Here is a 16,463-nt window from a genome sequence, read left to right on the forward strand (position 1 = left end):
CTCCCCGGTGACCGGGGCTTGACACCCACTGGTGGGGGAAGTTCAGCGAATTTTCGCGGAATTACGGCACCAGCTGGAACGCCAGACGAACGGTGGTGCCCTCGCCTTCGCGGCTGTCGAGGGTCACGCCGCCGCCGAAGCGTTCCATGATGCGTTTGACCAGGACCAGACCGACACCCAGGCCACCGGACTTGGTGGTGAAAAACGGCCGGAAGGCCATGGTGCGCTGTTCTTCATTCATGCCTTTGCCGGTGTCGTTGAGCACCACGCACACACCGCGGTCATCGCTCGGCTCAAGGCTGACGGTCAATGTGCCGCCCTTGTCCATCGCTTCCAGGGCATTGGCTAGCAGGCTATTGAGGATCTGCGTCAACTGCACCGGTTGGCTTAGTACCATCGGCGTATTTTGCGGATGGAACACCACCTGCACGCCAGCCCTGGCAATCTGCTGCTCGAAGGCGACAAGGCTCTCGTGCAGCGCGGCGACGAGGTTCACCGGTTCCGGATCATCGTTGAGCGGACGTAGCGACTGCAGCAGCTCACGCACCCATTTCGACATGCGGTCAACCTGGCCGATGATGTCTTTGATGTTCTTTTCTGCCGGGCCGGCGTCGAACTCCAGCGCCAGTTCGGCGCTCGAACGGATGGTCGCCAATGGGTTGCGCAGGCTATGCGCCACCGCTGAGGACATCTCGCCCAACGCGACAAAGGTTTCATTGGCAATCAGTTGTTTTTGCTGGGCCGCGAGCAGGATCGCCGCGCGTCGCACGATCCAGTACAGCCCCAGATAAATCAGCCCGCCGCCAAGCGCGGTGGCCAGCCAGATCAGGGTCAAGCCGCGCTCCATCCGCGCGATCAGATCCTTCGGCTCTTTGTAGATCTCGACCATCGCCGTGACATTCTTGCCCTCGGCGTCGAACAGCGGAATGTAGTTCTCGATGAAGATGTAATCCGGCGGGATGACGAACTTCTGCTCCTCACGGGCCTTGTCGACGTCGTGGTAACTGGCCGACACCGGAATCTTTTCGTTGAAGGAACGATCAAGGTCTTCGTCGGCATGAATGCTGGTGCCGATCAGAACCGGGTTGGTCGACCAGATCACCTGTCGGTCCGGCGCATAGATGTTGGCGAGGATCACGTCTGGCAGGTGTTCGATGTGATCGAGAAATTCACCCCGCGCGCCCGCCCGGGCCTGCGGATCGACATCGGGAAAATCCTTGTCCTGACGTGGATCGAGCAATTCGCCCATGGTTCGCACGTTGGGAATGGAAACGTGGCGCACCTCGGCGGAAGCGATGGCCTGGATGAACTGCGCCGTGAGCAAGGCATCGCGCTGCACGCTTTCTTCAATCACGAACCGCGTCGACACCGCCCCAAGAGCCACGGCCACTGTGCCGATCACCGCCATGCTGATCAGCGAAAACCAGCGCAGCAGGTTGAACGGCTGCTTGCGCGAGCCCAACCGCAGATTGCCCTCCTCGACCGGTAACGATTTCGACTGCATGTTCATGGCGGCGACTTCTCTATACGTCCCTATAGGGTTATAGCCCACGGACGGGGGTTTGCCCGGATGCGGGGATATCGACCCGATCTACACCTTCCAAACTCACCCCAAATCCCTGTAGGAGCTGCCGAAGGCTGCGATCTTTTGATTCTGTTTCTAAATCAAGATCAAAAGATCGCAGCCTTCGGCAGCTCCTACAGGGGTTTTGTGTACAGCGGGCCATCGAGGGTATCCCCACCGTCCCCAATCCTGGGGAATGACGCCCTTTCCCCGCTGAGCAAAATCTCGCTTTCATACCCGCCAACCCCTCTAACCCGGCGCTCTCCCGCCCATCCACCACACCTTGGCATGGAAGGTGTACAGGCCCTGTGCAACTGACCCATCCCCAAGGGGCAGGTACTTCGATAGAGGGATTAACTCATGCACCCTTTACTGTCCAAAACCGCGACCGTCCTGGTCGTGAGCGCCTTGGCCCAGGGCATTGCTCAGGCCGCTTTGTTCGCTGTTGATCCGGGGCCATACGCACCGGCCAACGGCGGTTTCGCCAGTTGGTATCAGGACACCCACGGTCGCACGCTGGATCTGTGCCTGTCCAAAGCGCTCAGTTCGCGAGTGCCCAGCACACCTGGCGCGCCTTCGTACATGTGCTCGTTGCTGCCGACGCCTGGCGTGTTCGACGACACCCAACCCATCGCCTTCCCGAGCAACTTCCCCGATGAAGCGTTCTGGTTCACCGGCGAGACCACTCTCGTCGACGCCGCACGCGGGATCGACCTGACCTATGTCAGCGCCGTCGAAGCCGCGTTCGCCGCTGAAGAACCGGTCGAGGGCGATCAAGTCAGCTTCGCGCGCATCCGCATTCGCGTCGATGTGCCCACCGCCGGCACCTACGTCATCACCCATCCGTACGGCGTCGATGTGTTCAACATCGACACCCCCGGTCGCCGCGCGATCAACATGACCCGCGACATCGGCATCGGCACGCCGAAAACCTATGACGGCGCGCTCAAGGGCGACATCGGCCCGTTCCTGCGCAGCGTCAACGGCCCGTACACAGAAACCAACCCGGTGACCGGCGCCGCCGAGCAATTCGTCGGCGACCCGAACCTCTCCGAAGCGGTGACCGGCAGCCCGTTCAATACCAACTACGTGCGCATCGAAGGCCCCGGCGGGATTGACCTGCGTACCACTGCTTTTGCTGTCTCCGGCAAGTTGTCGACCGTGGTTCGACCCACACCAATGATCACCCAGCGCAGCACCTACTCGCGCAAAGCGGGGACCAGCGCACCGGTCGCCCAGCAGGACGTTTTTGTCCTCGCACCACCCGCGCCGGGCACCGTCGCCGTGACCAGTTTCACCCCGGTGCTGAACATGACCGAAGCCAACTCCACCGGCGCCTGGTACGCGCAATCGTCGACCAACCCGACCGTGCCGAGCGTCCTGCAAGTGACCGCCGACAACCACCTCGCCATCGCCAGCAGCACGCCGACCACACTGCCCATGACCCTGACCGACCTCGTGGTGATCCAGAGCGCCCAATACAGCCTCAGCTCCGGACAACTGACCGTAGTGGCCTCGACCAGTGACGAGACCTCGCCACCCGTACTCACCGCCACCTCCGGCAGCGGCGCCGCCATCGGTTCGCTGAGCGGCGACGGCGCGGTGAAAAGCCTGGCAACCGGGATCTCGCCGATACCACCGGCCAAGGTCCGCGTGACGTCGTCCAACGGCGGCAGCGACACCGAAGAAGTGGTCATCGTGCAATGAACGCTCACATGCCCAGATCCGCATCAGGAGGCATCATGAACAAGTGGCCACGCTTTGCGCTCAACGCGCTCGGGCTCGCTCTCTCGCTGACCGGCAGTGCCTACGCGCAACTCGCCGCCGTCGACCCCGGCCCCTACACCTTCGCCACCGGGAAATTCCCGATGTGGTATCAGGACAGCAATAACCTGTCGATGGAACTGTGCCAGTCGCGCGCCGCCAGTTCGCGCGTTGGCGTCACCACGCCACCGGCCTACATGTGCACCTTGCTGCCGGAACCGGGCATCTTCGATGACAGCCTGCCGATGGTGTTCCCCGACAACTGGCCGCCGGAAGCGTTCTGGTTCCTCGCCGAAACCGCGATCGCCAACAACGGCGCCGGTTTTGGCATGGACGCGTATGTTGCCGGGATCGAAGCGGCGTTCGCCTCGGAAAACCCGGCGGATGGCGATCAGCAAAGCTTTGCGCGGATCCGTATCCGGGTGAACGTTCCTGTGGCCGGCACCTACGTCATCACTCACCCGTATGGCGTCGAAACCGTCAACGTCACCACCCCAGGGCGGCGCGCGATCAACATCACCAAAGACATTGGCATCGGTGCGCCGGGCGATTTCAGCGGCACGCTCAACGGCGCCATCGGCCCGTTCCTGCGCAGCGTCAACGGCCCCTACACCGAGGTGAACCCGGACACCGGCGGCGTCGAAACCTTCGTCGGCGACCCGAACCTCACTGAAGCGGTAACCGGCAGCCCGTTCAACACCAACTTCGTGCGCATCGTCGGGCCGTCCGGCGCTGGCACCATTCAGACCACCTTGTTCACCGTCGCCGGCAAGGTGCTCGACAGCCGTCAGCAAACCCATGTCGACATCGACCGCGCCACTTATCGCCGCACCTCGGCGGGCGTGCGTGCCGAAGTGTTTGCCAAGGCTGACGCCAGCTCGACTCTGTGCTTCCGTGAAACCGTAGCGCTGCTGCCCGGTCCGCCACCAACGCCATGCCAGACCAGTCTGACGGGTGACAACACCGGTTTGTTCTTCGGTCAGCGCCTGGGCAACGGTACCCTGCCCTCAGTCGTCGTTGTAACCGCGACCAATCCGGCCGGCACCACCCGCCCAACATCGGTGTCGAGCAAGCTCACCGACGTGGTGAAAGTGCAAACCGCACGCTACAGCTGGGCTAACAAAACGTTGCTGATCGAAGCGACATCGACCGATGAAGTGGCGATCCCCGACATGGTTGCTCAGGGCTACGGGCGTCTGTCGAAAACCGGCACCTTGCAACGCATCACCGTCGCCGACCTGACTCAGCCACCTGCAACCGTAACAGTGAAATCCGCCGCCGGCGGCAGTGATACCGAGGCCGTCGTCGTGGTCGGCAACGCGCCGGATACCGGTGAAAACCAGGCGCCGATCGCCAACGCCGACACCGGCAGCACCAGCTTCGGCGTGCCGATCACCCTCAGCCTGTTGACCAACGACAGCGATCCCGATGGCAACAACCCATTGGGCATCACGGCGTTGACTCAACCTGCTGCGGGCCAAGGCACCGTCGCCCTCAGCGGCACCGCCGCCGTGGTCTACACGCCGCCAGCCGTGGTCAACACCCCACTGACCACCACCTTCACCTACAAAGCGCAGGACGCCAAAGGCCTGGCCTCGGCCAACCCGGCCACCGTGACGATCACCGTCGCGCCAAACCGGGCACCGACCGCCGTCGCCGACAGCGTCGCCACGCTGGGTGTGGCGATCCCGATCAACGTGCTGGCCAACGACACCGATCCGGAAGGCAATGTGCCGCTGGGTGTCGCCAGCCTGACCCAACCGGCCGCCGGCCGTGGCACGGTCAGCACTGACGGCACGGTGATCACCTACACCCCACCGGCCACCGTGACCACGGCGTTCACCACGACCTTCACCTACATCGCCCGGGACAGCTTCGGCGCCCTGTCGACGCCGGCCACGGTCACCGTGCAAGTGTCGCCACGGCCAGCGGCGGAAACCTTCACCGTCACCGCTTCCACGGTGCAGGCACGCTCCGGCGGGCGATTCAACTGGGACTTCACCGGCACCTCGTCGGTGACCACCGGCAACACCATCACCGTGCAGGTCACCACCCCGACCGGGCTGGTCACTCTCGGCACGACCACCGTACCGGTGACCGGACGCTGGCGGCTGACGCTGAACAACACGACGGTGGTGCCATCGGCCAACCCGACCGCGACGATCCGCTCGTCCCAGGGCACCGTGCGCACGGTCTCGGTGACCACGCTGTAAGCCAGATCCCCAGCCACTCGCGGGTGGCTGGGGCCGACTTCGAACCGGTTAACGCCTGACAGGATGTGAGCCATGAACACGCCGACCGCCGCCCTGCTTTGCCTGCTTTTGCTGTGCAGCACGGCAGGCGTGCGCGCCGACGATCTGATGGACAACGACGACCTGGCCCCGACCAGCAGCGACCTCGGCGAACTGCCCCCACCCGTGGGTCAGCAAGCCCTGATCGACCAGCTCGGCCAGGCCAACGTCGCCCTGCTGCAACAGAACGGTCAGTCGCTGCTCGGGCAGATCGTGCAGTCGGGCAGCAATCAGGAAGCGTACATCCTGCAACAGGGCAGCGACTTGATGGCGCTGATCAACCAGAACGGTTCCGGCAACGCCGCCTCGATCACTCAGAACGGCAGCCACAACCGCGCGCAGATTTCGCAAAACGGCAACAACAACGACGCCAGCATCGAGCAGGCCGGCACGGGGCTGCAAAGCGCCGTGACCCAGTCGGGCAACGGCATGAGCGTTTCGGTCAAGCAATATCGCTAAGCACTGCAAATCATCGGAGAGTTCAATCATGTTCAAACTGACGCCCCTCACCGCCGCCCTGCTGGTCATGATCAGTGCCCAGGCCATGGCCGACGACAGCCTGTCCAACCAAAGCCAGGTCGGTACCGCCAACATTGCCGACGTGAAACAGACCCAGGCGCCGTTCAGCACCGCCACCCAGACCCAACTGGGCCAGGGCAACGACGCCGCCGCCGTGCAAGACCACGCCACCAGCGTGATCACCCAGGACGCGGTCGGCGACTACAACGCCGGTTACGCCGAACAGCTTTACGAAGACAACGCCACCATCACCCAACAACAGGTCGGCGCCTTCAACACCGCCCACGCCAGCCAGTCGCTGGGCTTCGGCTCACCGAACAGCGCGCTGCAACAGCAGCAAGGCACCGGTAATTTCTCGTTCATTTATCAGGACTCGCAGAACGGCAGCGAAGGCAAAACCTTCCAGTTCGGCGACAGCAACGAAGCCAACATCGAACAACTCTATGAAGGCAGCGGCAACAGTTCGGTGATCACCCAATACGGCACCGCCAACTACGGCACCGCCGAACAAGTCACCCACAACGGCGGCCAGATCGGCATCAACCAGGCTGGCGAAAGCAACTACGCCTACGGCGACGAGCGCAACGGCACCGGCGGCAACATCACCATCAACCAGTTCGGCAACCTCAACGGCAGCGAAATCTGGCAAGACTCGCAACTGGCAAGCCAGGCCACCGTCAACCAATACGGCGACAGCAACGAAACCGTGGTCGACCAAAGCTTCGGCGAAAACAACACTGCCGCCGTCACCCAGGTTGGTAACACCAACGCGATCTACGCCGATCAGTTTGAGTCGGTCAACTCGACGCTGGCGCTGTACCAAGTCGGCAATGGCAACGTCCACTACACCTATCAGAGCGGCGACGGCCACACGCTCAGCGCCACCTCCGTGGGCAACGACAACAAGGTCTACGCCAGCAACTGGAAAGGCCCGCAATCGGGTGGACAGTTCGGCAGCAACCAGCGTGCGACCGTCACCCAAGCGGGCAATGGCAACATCGCCAGCTTCACTCAGGATGGCGTCGGGCACGTGATGACCACGCACCAGACCGGGACCGGCAACAAGACCACGGTCAGTCAGGCTGAGTCGTATAACGAGCTGTATTTTGACCAGAATGGTAGCGACAACATTTTGATCTCCGATCAGCGCGGCACTGGCAACCTGGTGCAGGGTTCTTCGAATGGCACCGGCAACAGTGCTGAGTTTGATCAATCCGGGACGGGCAACCAGGCGTATACCGCGCAACTGTATGGCAGTGACAACATGATCACGGTGAAACAGGCGGATACGATGAACGTGGCATATGTGACCCAGGGCGGGACGGGGAACATTGCCAATGTCGATCAGAGCGGGGTTACGCAGACCGCGAATATTCAGCAGTTCGGGTCGGCTAACCAGGCGACGGTGTTGCAGCAGTAGGGGTTGGGTGTTGATGGGCCGCGATTCTCTGGTGAGGGGGGTCGCGGTTTTTTTGCGCTGACGCTTGAGTTGCGTCCTACGGAAAACGGAACGTTTTCAGAAATTCGGGGAGTTTTCTGACAAGTTCTGGCGGTTGGCCGTCGGAAGTGCAGGCCCTAGGATTTGCCGGGACAACTTGATCCTCATGGAGCTTGGCCTACATGCAATTCATCCAGACAGCGACGACAGCAATACCGTTAACGAATAGACTTCGAGGCACCAAACCCGGAGGTTCTATGATCGACCCGTCCTTGATCGACCCATTGTGCCCTGTTGTTTCGGATCTTGGTCCCGAGGAGCAGGCTGCGAGTTATGACCGCTGGTTTCGGGCCGAAGTACAGGCCTCTCTCGATGATCCGCGTCCGAGTATTCCCCATGAGCAAGTGATGGAGGAAATCAATGCCTTGATGGAATCAATGCGCAAAAGCGCTGATGCAGATTAAGTGGCGACCCAAGGCTCGGGTCGAACTCTCGAAAATCCTGAAGTACATTGGCGAGCGAAATTTTGTAGCGGCGACTGCACTTCACAAGTCCGTCGTAAAAACTACATCTGCGCTTTGTTGGCATCCCCACCTGTATCGCAAAGGTCGCTCTCCCGGCACTCGAGAGATTGTGGTAAGCCCGAACTATCTCGTCGTTTATCAAGTGGCGGACCACATTGAGATTGTGAGCATCTTGCATGCGCGTCAGGAGTACCCTCGACGCGACCCCGGTTAAGGTCGCTTCCTCGTCTCAACACAAGAAACCGTGCTTCCCCTGGAGGTATGTTTTTTTTGTATCTTGATCGTTCCCACGCTCTGCGTGGGAATGCCTCTCGGGACGCTCCGCGTTCCAACTCGCGAATTTGACGCAGAGCTTCAAGGGCTGCATTTCCACGCAGAGAGTGGGAACGATCAATCAGCCATCCTTCAACTCGACGTGATCCAGCGCTTGATTGACGGCGAGTTCGCCCAGCATGACGACTTGAGCGATGCCCAAGGCGGTTTTGCGCTGTGAGGTTTCCAGGGAGGCGGCGAAGTTGATGAGCATTTCGCTGGCCGAGCCGAGGGTTTCGCTGGCGTTGGCCAGCAGGGATTCGGTGTTGTACCTGGGGTTGGCGAGGTACATGGGTTCCGGCTCGTTGGCGCTGGACATAATGTGGGCGGTGGGGTTGAGGTAGAAATCGAGGGCACGGTCGGCGGCTTCGTGGAGTTTTTTGCTGTCGACTGAGGCGTAGGGGGATGTGGTGTTGGTGTCTGGTTCTGGGGGGTTGGGTGTTGGTTTTTTCATGGTAATTCTCTCTCATTGATAGTTGCAGCTGGCCCATTCGACTTCCAGGAAAAATGGGTGGCAGCTGTACGCAGGCTGGAAATCCGGGAGAGAGCAACCCGGCAGACACGAATGTCTCCCGCGCACAACCGCCATAACAGAGTGCACACAATGAAAGTGCGCAAGCATACGTTATGAAAGGCGTATCTGCTCTCTCGTGTCTTCGGGTTTCCATGCCCGGTCGCTGAATTGACAGCGACGAACACAGGCTAGAGACCGGACGTCCGACGGACAACCTGAAAACCTTGTGGGAAGGTTCCGCCGATTCAGACACTTCTTTAAACAAACTTCAGATCGCAGCCCTCACCCTAACCCTCTCCCGGAGGGAGAGGGAACTGACCGAGTGGTTTGGTAGAGGTACGCCGACGTGCAATACCGAGCCGAAATTGGATTTTCAAGCTTTGAATCAAGAGCCCCTCACCCTCACCCTAGCCCTCTCCCGGAGGGAGAGGGGACTGACCGAGTGGTTTGGTAGAGGTACGCCGACGTGCGATACCGCGTTGAACTCAGATTTTGAAAGGCCCAAAAATCGGCTCCCTCTCCCTCGGGAGAGGGCTGGGGTGAGGGGCAAGAACATCACAAACCCAAAGCCGAGCACGCTGTGCTCCTCACCACTCAATAGGCCGAGTGTCAGCTCGCCTGCTTTTGATCTTGATCCACGGGCGACGTCGGAAGGCTGAGTGGAGGGATTGATCCGGGCGTGGGAGCGCAGCGACCGTTTGGCGCAGCCAAACACAGCGAGAGGAGGTGCAGCGAAGCAAACCGTAGGCGCTGCGCCCGGATCGATCCCGGAGCGAAGGAACCCCGAGCCCCAGCGAGCGGGCCGCACGTAGGAGCAAGCCTTTTCGGTTACCTTTTCGGCGTTTGGAAAAGGTGACTCGCCGTAAGGGCGAAACCCTAAGTAGCCGTTACCGCAGAAACGGATATGTACTCAGTCAAAAAAGAACCCCGCCGCCTGACAAAAAGCCTTCGCGAGCAGGCTCGCTCCCACAGTTGGAACCGAGTACATCGGCAAGAACCTGGTCGGCCCGAAGGCCGCCACGTTCACTCCGCCTCCGGATCAACCTTGTTCTGAGTCAAATACCGATTCAACACATCATCCTGCCCAGGCACAGAAGCGTCCCCCGCCACCTGCCACAAATGCCGCTCAATCCCCTGCGCCACCATATGCCCCACCGCCGCCTCAATCGCCGACAGAACACAAAGCTGCGCCGGCTCATTCGTCGTATACCCAACCTCAGCCTCAAGCAACTTTTTAAACTCGATAAACTTGAAAATCCCCGCACTGCGCGCCACCGAATAAATCGTCTTGCTGGTCATCACATTCGCCAACACCTGCCCACTGCGCACATCCACCGCACGCAAGTTGACGGTCACCTGATCCACCCGATACTCACGCTGCAGATCAATCCCCAAATACCGCGCCCCTTCCCCACCGCTACGCACGTTAGTGTCATAAGCGATGATCCCACCCTCGAGCATCATGTTCGCCGCCTGCAACGGTGGCAGCTCACCCTGAATATTCACCGGCGTATTCGGCTTCTTCTGCGACGCGCGAATGATCTTGCGCTCGGTCAACAGGTTCTGCAGCCCTTCCCGTTCCAGCACGACAAACCAGCCACTGGCCTGCATCGCGTCCATCAACATCGACGCCGCACCCTGGGTCACGCTGGTGGAAAACGAACTCGCCGGCGTCGGTTTGTACTGCCCGGTCTGATCACGGAAGCCGTACACCACCGCCATCAACCGCCCCTTGGGTCGCGGCATCTTCAGCAAGTCGTAATAAGTCGAGGCCCTTGGAGTCAGGGTCGGGGTTTCGGTGTCCTGCTCGGCCGACATCGGCTCACGCAGACTGCACCCTTGTAATGTCGCCAACATCAGCCCTAGCGCAATTATTTTTTTCATGTCCATCACTCCCCGGAACTGTCAGCCCGTCATGGGTTGAGGCCGTTCACCTGAATTTCCGAAACTTCACCGCTCGCTCGGTCGGTCACCTCAATGGTGAGTGCCCCCGAGTCGTCGACGACGTTGACGATAAAAGCGTCAGTGGACAGGCTCCCCGTGTTGCCGGTGGAGATGTTGTCCAGCAACTGCCCCAGCAGCCGCGATTGCAATTGACTGGTGAAGCGCTCCAGCGCCGAAGTGCCGGCCACCGTGGTGCGCTTCTTCAGGTCCGGATCGTCGTAGTCGTTTTGCGCCTGGGCGTTGTTGAGAAGCCAGGTGCCATTCAACGGGTTGCCGCCGAACGACGGGTTGACCGGCGTGTAGACCAGTTCAGTGGCCTGGACAGCGGCAGCGCTGGCGAGCCCGATCAACAACCCCGAGATCCACAATCCGCTGCGCCGTGAGAACGTTGTGCTGTTCATAGTTCGTCCTTCTCAAGGTCGGTGGTGTCCTGCAACAGAGCCTCCAGCTTGCGCTGGACAACCTGGCGTCGAACCCAGTCGGCGGCGTCATACGCCTCGTCCTTCAGTTCCACGGTGTTCGGCGGCAGGAAGCGCCGATAAACCAGGCGTTGCTGATATTCCACGGTCACCAGGCTGCCCCAGCGCGCGTCGGGCCGCTCGCGCACCACCAGGTTGAAATCCATCGGGCTGGTGTCGCGCAGGCGTTCACTGAACGAGTAATAAAAGTCGTGGCCGATGTGCGAGATCGTGTCATCGACGATGAAGCCCATCATTTCGTCTTCTTCACCGGCATGGGCGTAGCCCGTCACCACGGTGAGGACCAACGCGCACCACCATTGGCGAGTCATGGCTGCAACGCCTGCGGCAGATTCGACTGGCCTTTCGCCGGGCCATTGGTGCCTTCGAGGAAGGCTTTTTCCGCGACGAACTGCCAGTCCGAATAACGCTGCATACCGTCGAAATCCGACCACTGCGTCGGGAAGTCCGCCTGCTTCAACGGCAGCTCGGTCGACGGGCTGTTGAGGCCGGTGATGCGTCCGTCAAAACCGCGTTGCAGCGCCCATTCACCCTGACCGATCGGATCCGGATAGAGCTGACGCAAGTGATGTTTCGCTTCTGGAAAACGCTGATCGTCGAGCAGGTCTTCAAGCTCTTTCGGGTACTGCGCCAGCCCCGGCGAACTGCGGTAATAGCTGCGCAGCGCCTGGGCGTACTGAGTGCCAACCCAGAGCAACTGGCGTTCACGGTCGCGGCGCGACGCGGTCGACCACAACTCGCCGGCACTGGCCAGGCCCATGCCCATCACCACGATCAGGAACAGCACGCCCAGGTACGTGAAGCCACCCTGCTGCGCGCGGTTACCACTCGGAATACTGGCTGCCATCACGCGCCCTCCCGGTAGCACCGCTTTTGATATCGGCCACGCCACCGGCAACGCCGTCCGGTGGCGCGATCAGCACCCACTGGTCTTTGCGTTCGGTGATCGGATCGAGTGGCGCGTTGCGCAGGTAACGTTGTTCGATCAGTTGCTCGATGGAATCCGGGTAGCGCCCAGTGTCACCGTAGAAGTGATCCAGCGCCTCGCGCATCGCCGACAGACTCTGGCGCAGCGTGGTTTCCTTCGACGCTTCGAGGCTGTTGAAGTAGCGCGGCAGCGCGATGGTCATCAGCGTGGCGATGATCGCCATCACCACCATCAGCTCCAGCAAGGTAAAACCTTTTTCCCGGCGCATGAGGTTCACCACTCGCGGTAGGCGATGCCGTTGAGGCCCTTGCCCCGGGCGTGGGAGTAGACGTCGAACACGTCCTCGCCATCGCGCGGATTCTGAGCCGAACTGTCGTAGGCGCGCACGCCCCAACCCCCTTCATCATCACGTTTGGCCGGCACCAGCGGATCGCGCGGGATGCGGCGTAAAAAGTAGAACTTGGCGCCCTTCGCGCTGCGCACATCGCGCACGCCTTCGACCAGTACTTTCAGGTTCGGCGGGTAGCCGCTGCTGTTCAGCGACTTCTCGATGTAGCCGGCATCGAACGCACGTTTGTAGGCGTCGATGCCGTCGCGAATCTGATACAGCGCGTTGCGCAATTCCTGCTCCTTGCCACGCCGCACCAGGGTCTCGGTCAGCGGCGCGGCCATGCTCGCCAACAGGCCGATCAGGGCCAGCGTCACCACGACTTCGATCAGGGTGAAACCGCGTTGGGAGGCGTTCATGATCAAGGCTTCTCGACAGTGACGCGGGTGGTGGCCACGGCCGACTCACCGACGGCACGCGGCTGCGCGGCCGGCGACGGCATCACGTAGCTCTGCGAACGATCCGGTGCCTGAATGTGCATGCTGGTTTCGGTGCCGGTGGAGAACTCCATGTCCGACGGGCTCTGATACGGCAGGTTGCGCACGATCCGCGGGGTGATCGACAGCACCAGTTCGGATTTGCCGACGGTGTCTTTGTTGCTGCCGAACAAGCGGCCCAAGCCGGGAATGTCACCGAGGCCGGGAATCTTGTTGCCGGTGGCGCCGTGATCGTTGCGCACCAGCCCGGCGAGGATCTGCGTTTCGCCGTCGTGCAGGCGCAGCGAGGTTTGCGCGTTGCGGGTATCGACCTGCACCGGGATCGTGCCCTGGCGGGTCGGTTCCAGCGGCGTGGCGTTACTCACTTCCAGCGCGATCTTGATCGCCACTTCGTTGTTCAAATGCACGGTGGGCGTCACTTCGAGCTTCAGACCGACATCCAGATAGGTCACGCTTTCAGTGATCACCGGCCCCTGTGTCGACGGCACCGAAGTGGCGCTGATGATCGGCACGCGCTGACCAATGTGAATGCGCGCCTGCTCGCGGTTGCTGACGCGAATCACGGGACTTGCGAGGGTGTTGATGTCGTTGTCCTGCGCGTTGATCTTGGCTTGCGGCGACGGGCCGATGGAGATGCGGTCAGAGTTGATGCCTTTGAGCTGGCCCAGCAGCGTGACCGGCGAACCATCGGAGTTGACCACGCCGAAGGTGCTCGGCCATTGCAGGCCAAGGTCGAGAATGCGCTGGGTGGCGACTTCCATCACCTCCACTTCGAGCACCACTTCCGGGTTGGACTGGTCTTGCGATTGCAGGAGTTTCTCGGCCATGCGCACGGCGTCTTCGGTGTCGCGCATGGTCAGGGTGTTGAGGCGTTCGTCGACGAACACGTCGCGGGTCTTGAGCATGGTTTTGACCATGTTCAGCGCGGTGTTGGCGTCGATGCTGGTCAGGTAGAAAGTGCGCATCACCAGTTCCTGGTAATCCTTCACTTTCTGCGGCGAATCCGGGTAGATCAGCAAGGTGTTTTCGTTCACCACTTTCTGGTGCAACTGGTTCTGTTGCAGCAGCAGGGTCACCGCATCTTCGATGCGCACGTCACGCACGAAGATCGTGGCTTTCATGTCCGGGCGCAGGTCTTTGTCGAAGATGAAATTCAGCCCGGCGACCTGCGACAGCACTTCGAAAATGGTCTTGAGATTGGCCTCGCGAAATTCCAGGGTCACCGGCCGATCAAGCTTGGTGCGCAGTTGCGGATAAGGAATGACGTTGCGGCTCTGCACCAGGCGAATATTGCCTTGCAGCTCCAGCGCGCCTTGGTTGGCCGGGTCGAGTTCGAGGATCTGTTTGACCTGACGATCAGCGCCGTAGATGTCACCGCGACGCAGGTCGCCACGGGCCAGTTCGAGTTTCTCGTCCATGCTGCGCAGGTATTCCATCTGCTTCAGCGCATCCTGCGCGCGGCGGTTGTTCGGCTCGATGGTCAGCACGCGCATGTAGGCGGTGCGCGCCGAGGTAAAATCGCGACGCGAGCGATCGGTGTCGCCGGCCGTCAGCAAAGACGTGATGGCCTTGGCCCGACCGGTGTTGAGCAGCAAGTGCAATTCGGTGTCGCGGGGATTCTCGCGCAGGCCTTCCTCAATTCGGGCCAGTCCCGCCTCGTACTGACCCTGTTCAATCAGGTCGGCGGCTTCCTTGTTGGCCACTTGTGCAGAACTGCACGCGGCCAGCCCGGCACACAGGCCCAGGCTCATCAGCAAACGGGAACGGTTCATTGCGTACTCCCCACAGACAAGGTCTGCGACAAATGCAAAGGCAGGTAAACCAGGCTCAATTCCAGGTCGGAAATGCCGGTGATCTTCCAGGTGTCGTCGATCACATCCCCGTTGCGCACGACGTAGATTTTTTCGCCGTTCTGCAAAAACACTTGCAGGTCGCTGCGGTCATGCAGCCTGCCGACGAACTGAAACGGCACCGGTGGCAGGCTCGGGGCTTGCACCACTGTGGCCGGGTTGATCGCTTGTTCGGTGACCGTGGCCAGGGTTGGCGCGGCCTTCCAGGATTTGGCGGCGAACAGGTCGCCGGCCGGGCTGAGGTCTTTGATTGGCGCATCCTTGGCCTTGGCGCTGCTGGCCGGCAGCGCGCCCCGGGTTTTCCCCGGCGTAGCGACAGCCACTTCATTGGAATCGGCGTCTTCGCTTGGCGAGAAATACGCCGGCAACCACGCCAGCGCGGCCGCTACGCCGAAGAACGCCAACCAACCTGTCACGCGCTTGGTATTCATCACGACCTCGACAGGTAAAGGGTCATACGGATCCGGCCATTGAGGTCGGTGTCGCCAATTTTCTTGCGTTGCAACTCGAGGTCTTCCACCACCACCGCCGGCAATTGGCCGAGCAAGGCGTGCACAAAGCGGCGCAGTTGCGGGTAGCTGCCGCGCACGGGAAGAAGGATTTGATAACGCGCCAGATGGGTTTTCGGGTCGACACCGAGCGCGTATTCGCCGCGCGCCAGGGTGATGTGTTCTTGCGCTGCGAGGGCGTAGATGCGGTCGATGGCAACGGTGGCTTGCGGCTGCGCCGGCAGCTTGTTGCGGAAGTCGTCGAGCTGACGTTGCGGCACCACCGGCGGCGCGATACTGCCGTCTTCAACCTTGGCCAGGTACTCGCTGGCTTCCTGAGTCTGCTGGCTCAAGTGCTGCAACGATTGCCAGCCCGGCAGCAAACCGCCGAGTGCCCACGCCACGGCGACCAGCAGCAGCGCCAGCCCGGCCAGGCCCGGAATGCCGAGGCCTTGCAGGTATTCGTGGACGATCAGTCTAGGGATTCGCATCGCCCATCTCCCAGGTCGCCGACAGGTTGAATTGCACCGGTTGTTCCGGCGATTTGACGACGATTTCGTGGCTGAGCAGCGAGACGTCGGACAGCTCGTCGCTGGCTTCCAGACGTTTGTGGAAATCGAGCATCGCTTGCAGATCCCTCGCTTCAGCACTGATCCGCACCTGGCCTTTGCGCGCATCCGGGGTCAGGCTGAGCAGTGCGACATCATCGCGCGGCATCGCTTCGAGCATGGCGAACAGGCGTTCCCATGGGCGGCGCAGTTGCTGCGAGACCTTGCGCATCTCGGCGAGGTTTGCCGCTTGCTCGCGGGTTTCCGCCGGGCTCAAGGTGGACTTGGCGCCGCTGTCGCCAGTGAGCTGACGCTGGGTGGTTTGCAAGTGGCCCTGTTGCTGTTCGGTGTGCGCGTCGAGGTGCTGTTGCACGCCGAAGCACAGCAGCGCCAGCAGCACGCCGCCGCCGAGCAAACTCCAACCCAACGGGCCGGAACGAGGACGCGGCTGGAAGTCGAGATTGAGCGCGCGCAT

18 protein-coding genes are annotated in these 16,463 nt (G+C 61.3%); 6 read left to right on the top strand and 12 right to left on the bottom strand.

Going from position 1 to position 16,463, the window contains the following annotated elements; genetic code table 11:
- Window positions 1-61: 61 nt before the first annotated feature.
- Window positions 62-1,510 carry a sensor histidine kinase gene (locus tag ACIF4X_RS11030; protein ID WP_397482135.1) on the bottom strand — a complete coding sequence of 483 codons (1,449 nt, stop codon included), beginning with the start codon at window positions 1,508-1,510 and terminating at the stop codon, window positions 62-64.
- A gap of 414 nt (window positions 1,511-1,924) precedes the next feature.
- On the opposite strand from ACIF4X_RS11030, the gene ACIF4X_RS11035 reads away from it, so the two are divergent.
- The 6 genes from ACIF4X_RS11035 to ACIF4X_RS11060 all read left to right on the top strand — a co-directional run bounded on the left by ACIF4X_RS11035 (window position 1,925) and on the right by ACIF4X_RS11060 (window position 8,314).
- Window positions 1,925-3,271: a hypothetical protein gene (locus ACIF4X_RS11035; RefSeq protein ID WP_397482136.1), complete on the top strand. Its 1,347-nt coding sequence runs from the start codon at window positions 1,925-1,927 to the stop codon at window positions 3,269-3,271.
- 35 nt (window positions 3,272-3,306) lie between these two features.
- Window positions 3,307-5,541 (top strand): Ig-like domain-containing protein, encoded by a 2,235-nt coding sequence (locus ACIF4X_RS11040; protein WP_397482137.1) that lies wholly within the window; start codon window positions 3,307-3,309, stop codon window positions 5,539-5,541.
- Window positions 5,542-5,613: 72 nt separating this feature from the next.
- Complete coding sequence (locus ACIF4X_RS11045; RefSeq protein WP_180700087.1) at window positions 5,614-6,078, top strand: curlin; 465 nt, start codon at window positions 5,614-5,616, stop codon at window positions 6,076-6,078.
- A gap of 28 nt (window positions 6,079-6,106) precedes the next feature.
- Window positions 6,107-7,558: a curlin gene (locus tag ACIF4X_RS11050; RefSeq protein WP_397482138.1), complete on the top strand. Its 1,452-nt coding sequence runs from the start codon at window positions 6,107-6,109 to the stop codon at window positions 7,556-7,558.
- Window positions 7,559-7,833: 275 nt separating this feature from the next.
- Window positions 7,834-8,040, top strand: a complete 207-nt coding sequence (locus ACIF4X_RS11055; RefSeq protein WP_150693397.1) for an antitoxin — start codon at window positions 7,834-7,836, stop codon at window positions 8,038-8,040.
- On the top strand, window positions 8,030-8,314 hold the full coding sequence (locus tag ACIF4X_RS11060) for a type II toxin-antitoxin system RelE/ParE family toxin (RefSeq protein ID WP_082341417.1): 285 nt from the start codon (window positions 8,030-8,032) through the stop codon (window positions 8,312-8,314). The genes ACIF4X_RS11055 and ACIF4X_RS11060 overlap by 11 nt, the downstream gene beginning before the upstream one ends.
- Window positions 8,315-8,494: 180 nt before the next feature.
- Here the strand turns inward: ACIF4X_RS11060 and ACIF4X_RS11065 are convergent, their stop codons facing one another.
- From ACIF4X_RS11065 to ACIF4X_RS11115, 11 genes are all read right to left on the bottom strand, one after another.
- A complete protein-coding gene (locus ACIF4X_RS11065; protein WP_123463223.1) occupies window positions 8,495-8,866 on the bottom strand; it encodes a DUF6124 family protein in 372 nt (123 codons plus the stop codon).
- Window positions 8,867-9,949: 1,083 nt separating this feature from the next.
- The gene (locus tag ACIF4X_RS11070; protein WP_397482139.1) at window positions 9,950-10,810 is read right to left on the bottom strand and encodes a CsgG/HfaB family protein; all 861 of its coding nucleotides are present in this window, start codon (window positions 10,808-10,810) and stop codon (window positions 9,950-9,952) included.
- Between the two features lie 29 nt (window positions 10,811-10,839).
- Window positions 10,840-11,271: a curli assembly protein CsgF gene (locus ACIF4X_RS11075; protein WP_242208691.1), complete on the bottom strand. Its 432-nt coding sequence runs from the start codon at window positions 11,269-11,271 to the stop codon at window positions 10,840-10,842.
- Entirely contained in the window at window positions 11,268-11,660 is a 393-nt protein-coding gene (gene csgE / locus ACIF4X_RS11080; protein ID WP_397482140.1) for a curli production assembly/transport protein CsgE, read from the bottom strand. Before csgE ends, ACIF4X_RS11075 begins: the two co-directional genes overlap by 4 nt.
- Complete coding sequence (locus ACIF4X_RS11085) at window positions 11,657-12,196, bottom strand: type II secretion system protein (protein ID WP_008086659.1); 540 nt, start codon at window positions 12,194-12,196, stop codon at window positions 11,657-11,659. Before ACIF4X_RS11085 ends, csgE begins: the two co-directional genes overlap by 4 nt.
- The gene (locus ACIF4X_RS11090) at window positions 12,171-12,545 is read right to left on the bottom strand and encodes a type II secretion system protein (RefSeq protein ID WP_007919395.1); all 375 of its coding nucleotides are present in this window, start codon (window positions 12,543-12,545) and stop codon (window positions 12,171-12,173) included. The genes ACIF4X_RS11085 and ACIF4X_RS11090 overlap by 26 nt, the downstream gene beginning before the upstream one ends.
- A gap of 5 nt (window positions 12,546-12,550) precedes the next feature.
- Window positions 12,551-13,024: a type II secretion system protein gene (locus ACIF4X_RS11095; protein WP_099758586.1), complete on the bottom strand. Its 474-nt coding sequence runs from the start codon at window positions 13,022-13,024 to the stop codon at window positions 12,551-12,553.
- 2 nt (window positions 13,025-13,026) lie between these two features.
- Window positions 13,027-14,874 (bottom strand): secretin N-terminal domain-containing protein, encoded by a 1,848-nt coding sequence (locus ACIF4X_RS11100; RefSeq protein WP_397482141.1) that lies wholly within the window; start codon window positions 14,872-14,874, stop codon window positions 13,027-13,029.
- The gene (locus ACIF4X_RS11105) at window positions 14,871-15,383 is read right to left on the bottom strand and encodes a hypothetical protein (protein ID WP_397482142.1); all 513 of its coding nucleotides are present in this window, start codon (window positions 15,381-15,383) and stop codon (window positions 14,871-14,873) included. The genes ACIF4X_RS11100 and ACIF4X_RS11105 overlap by 4 nt, the downstream gene beginning before the upstream one ends.
- Complete coding sequence (locus ACIF4X_RS11110; protein WP_034152598.1) at window positions 15,383-15,931, bottom strand: GspMb/PilO family protein; 549 nt, start codon at window positions 15,929-15,931, stop codon at window positions 15,383-15,385. Before ACIF4X_RS11110 ends, ACIF4X_RS11105 begins: the two co-directional genes overlap by 1 nt.
- On the bottom strand, window positions 15,918-16,463 hold the full coding sequence (locus ACIF4X_RS11115) for a PilN domain-containing protein (RefSeq protein WP_016987882.1): 546 nt from the start codon (window positions 16,461-16,463) through the stop codon (window positions 15,918-15,920). Before ACIF4X_RS11115 ends, ACIF4X_RS11110 begins: the two co-directional genes overlap by 14 nt.

It is taken from the genome of Pseudomonas sp. NPDC085632 (genome assembly GCF_044541255.1).
GTDB lineage: Bacteria > Pseudomonadota > Gammaproteobacteria > Pseudomonadales > Pseudomonadaceae > Aquipseudomonas.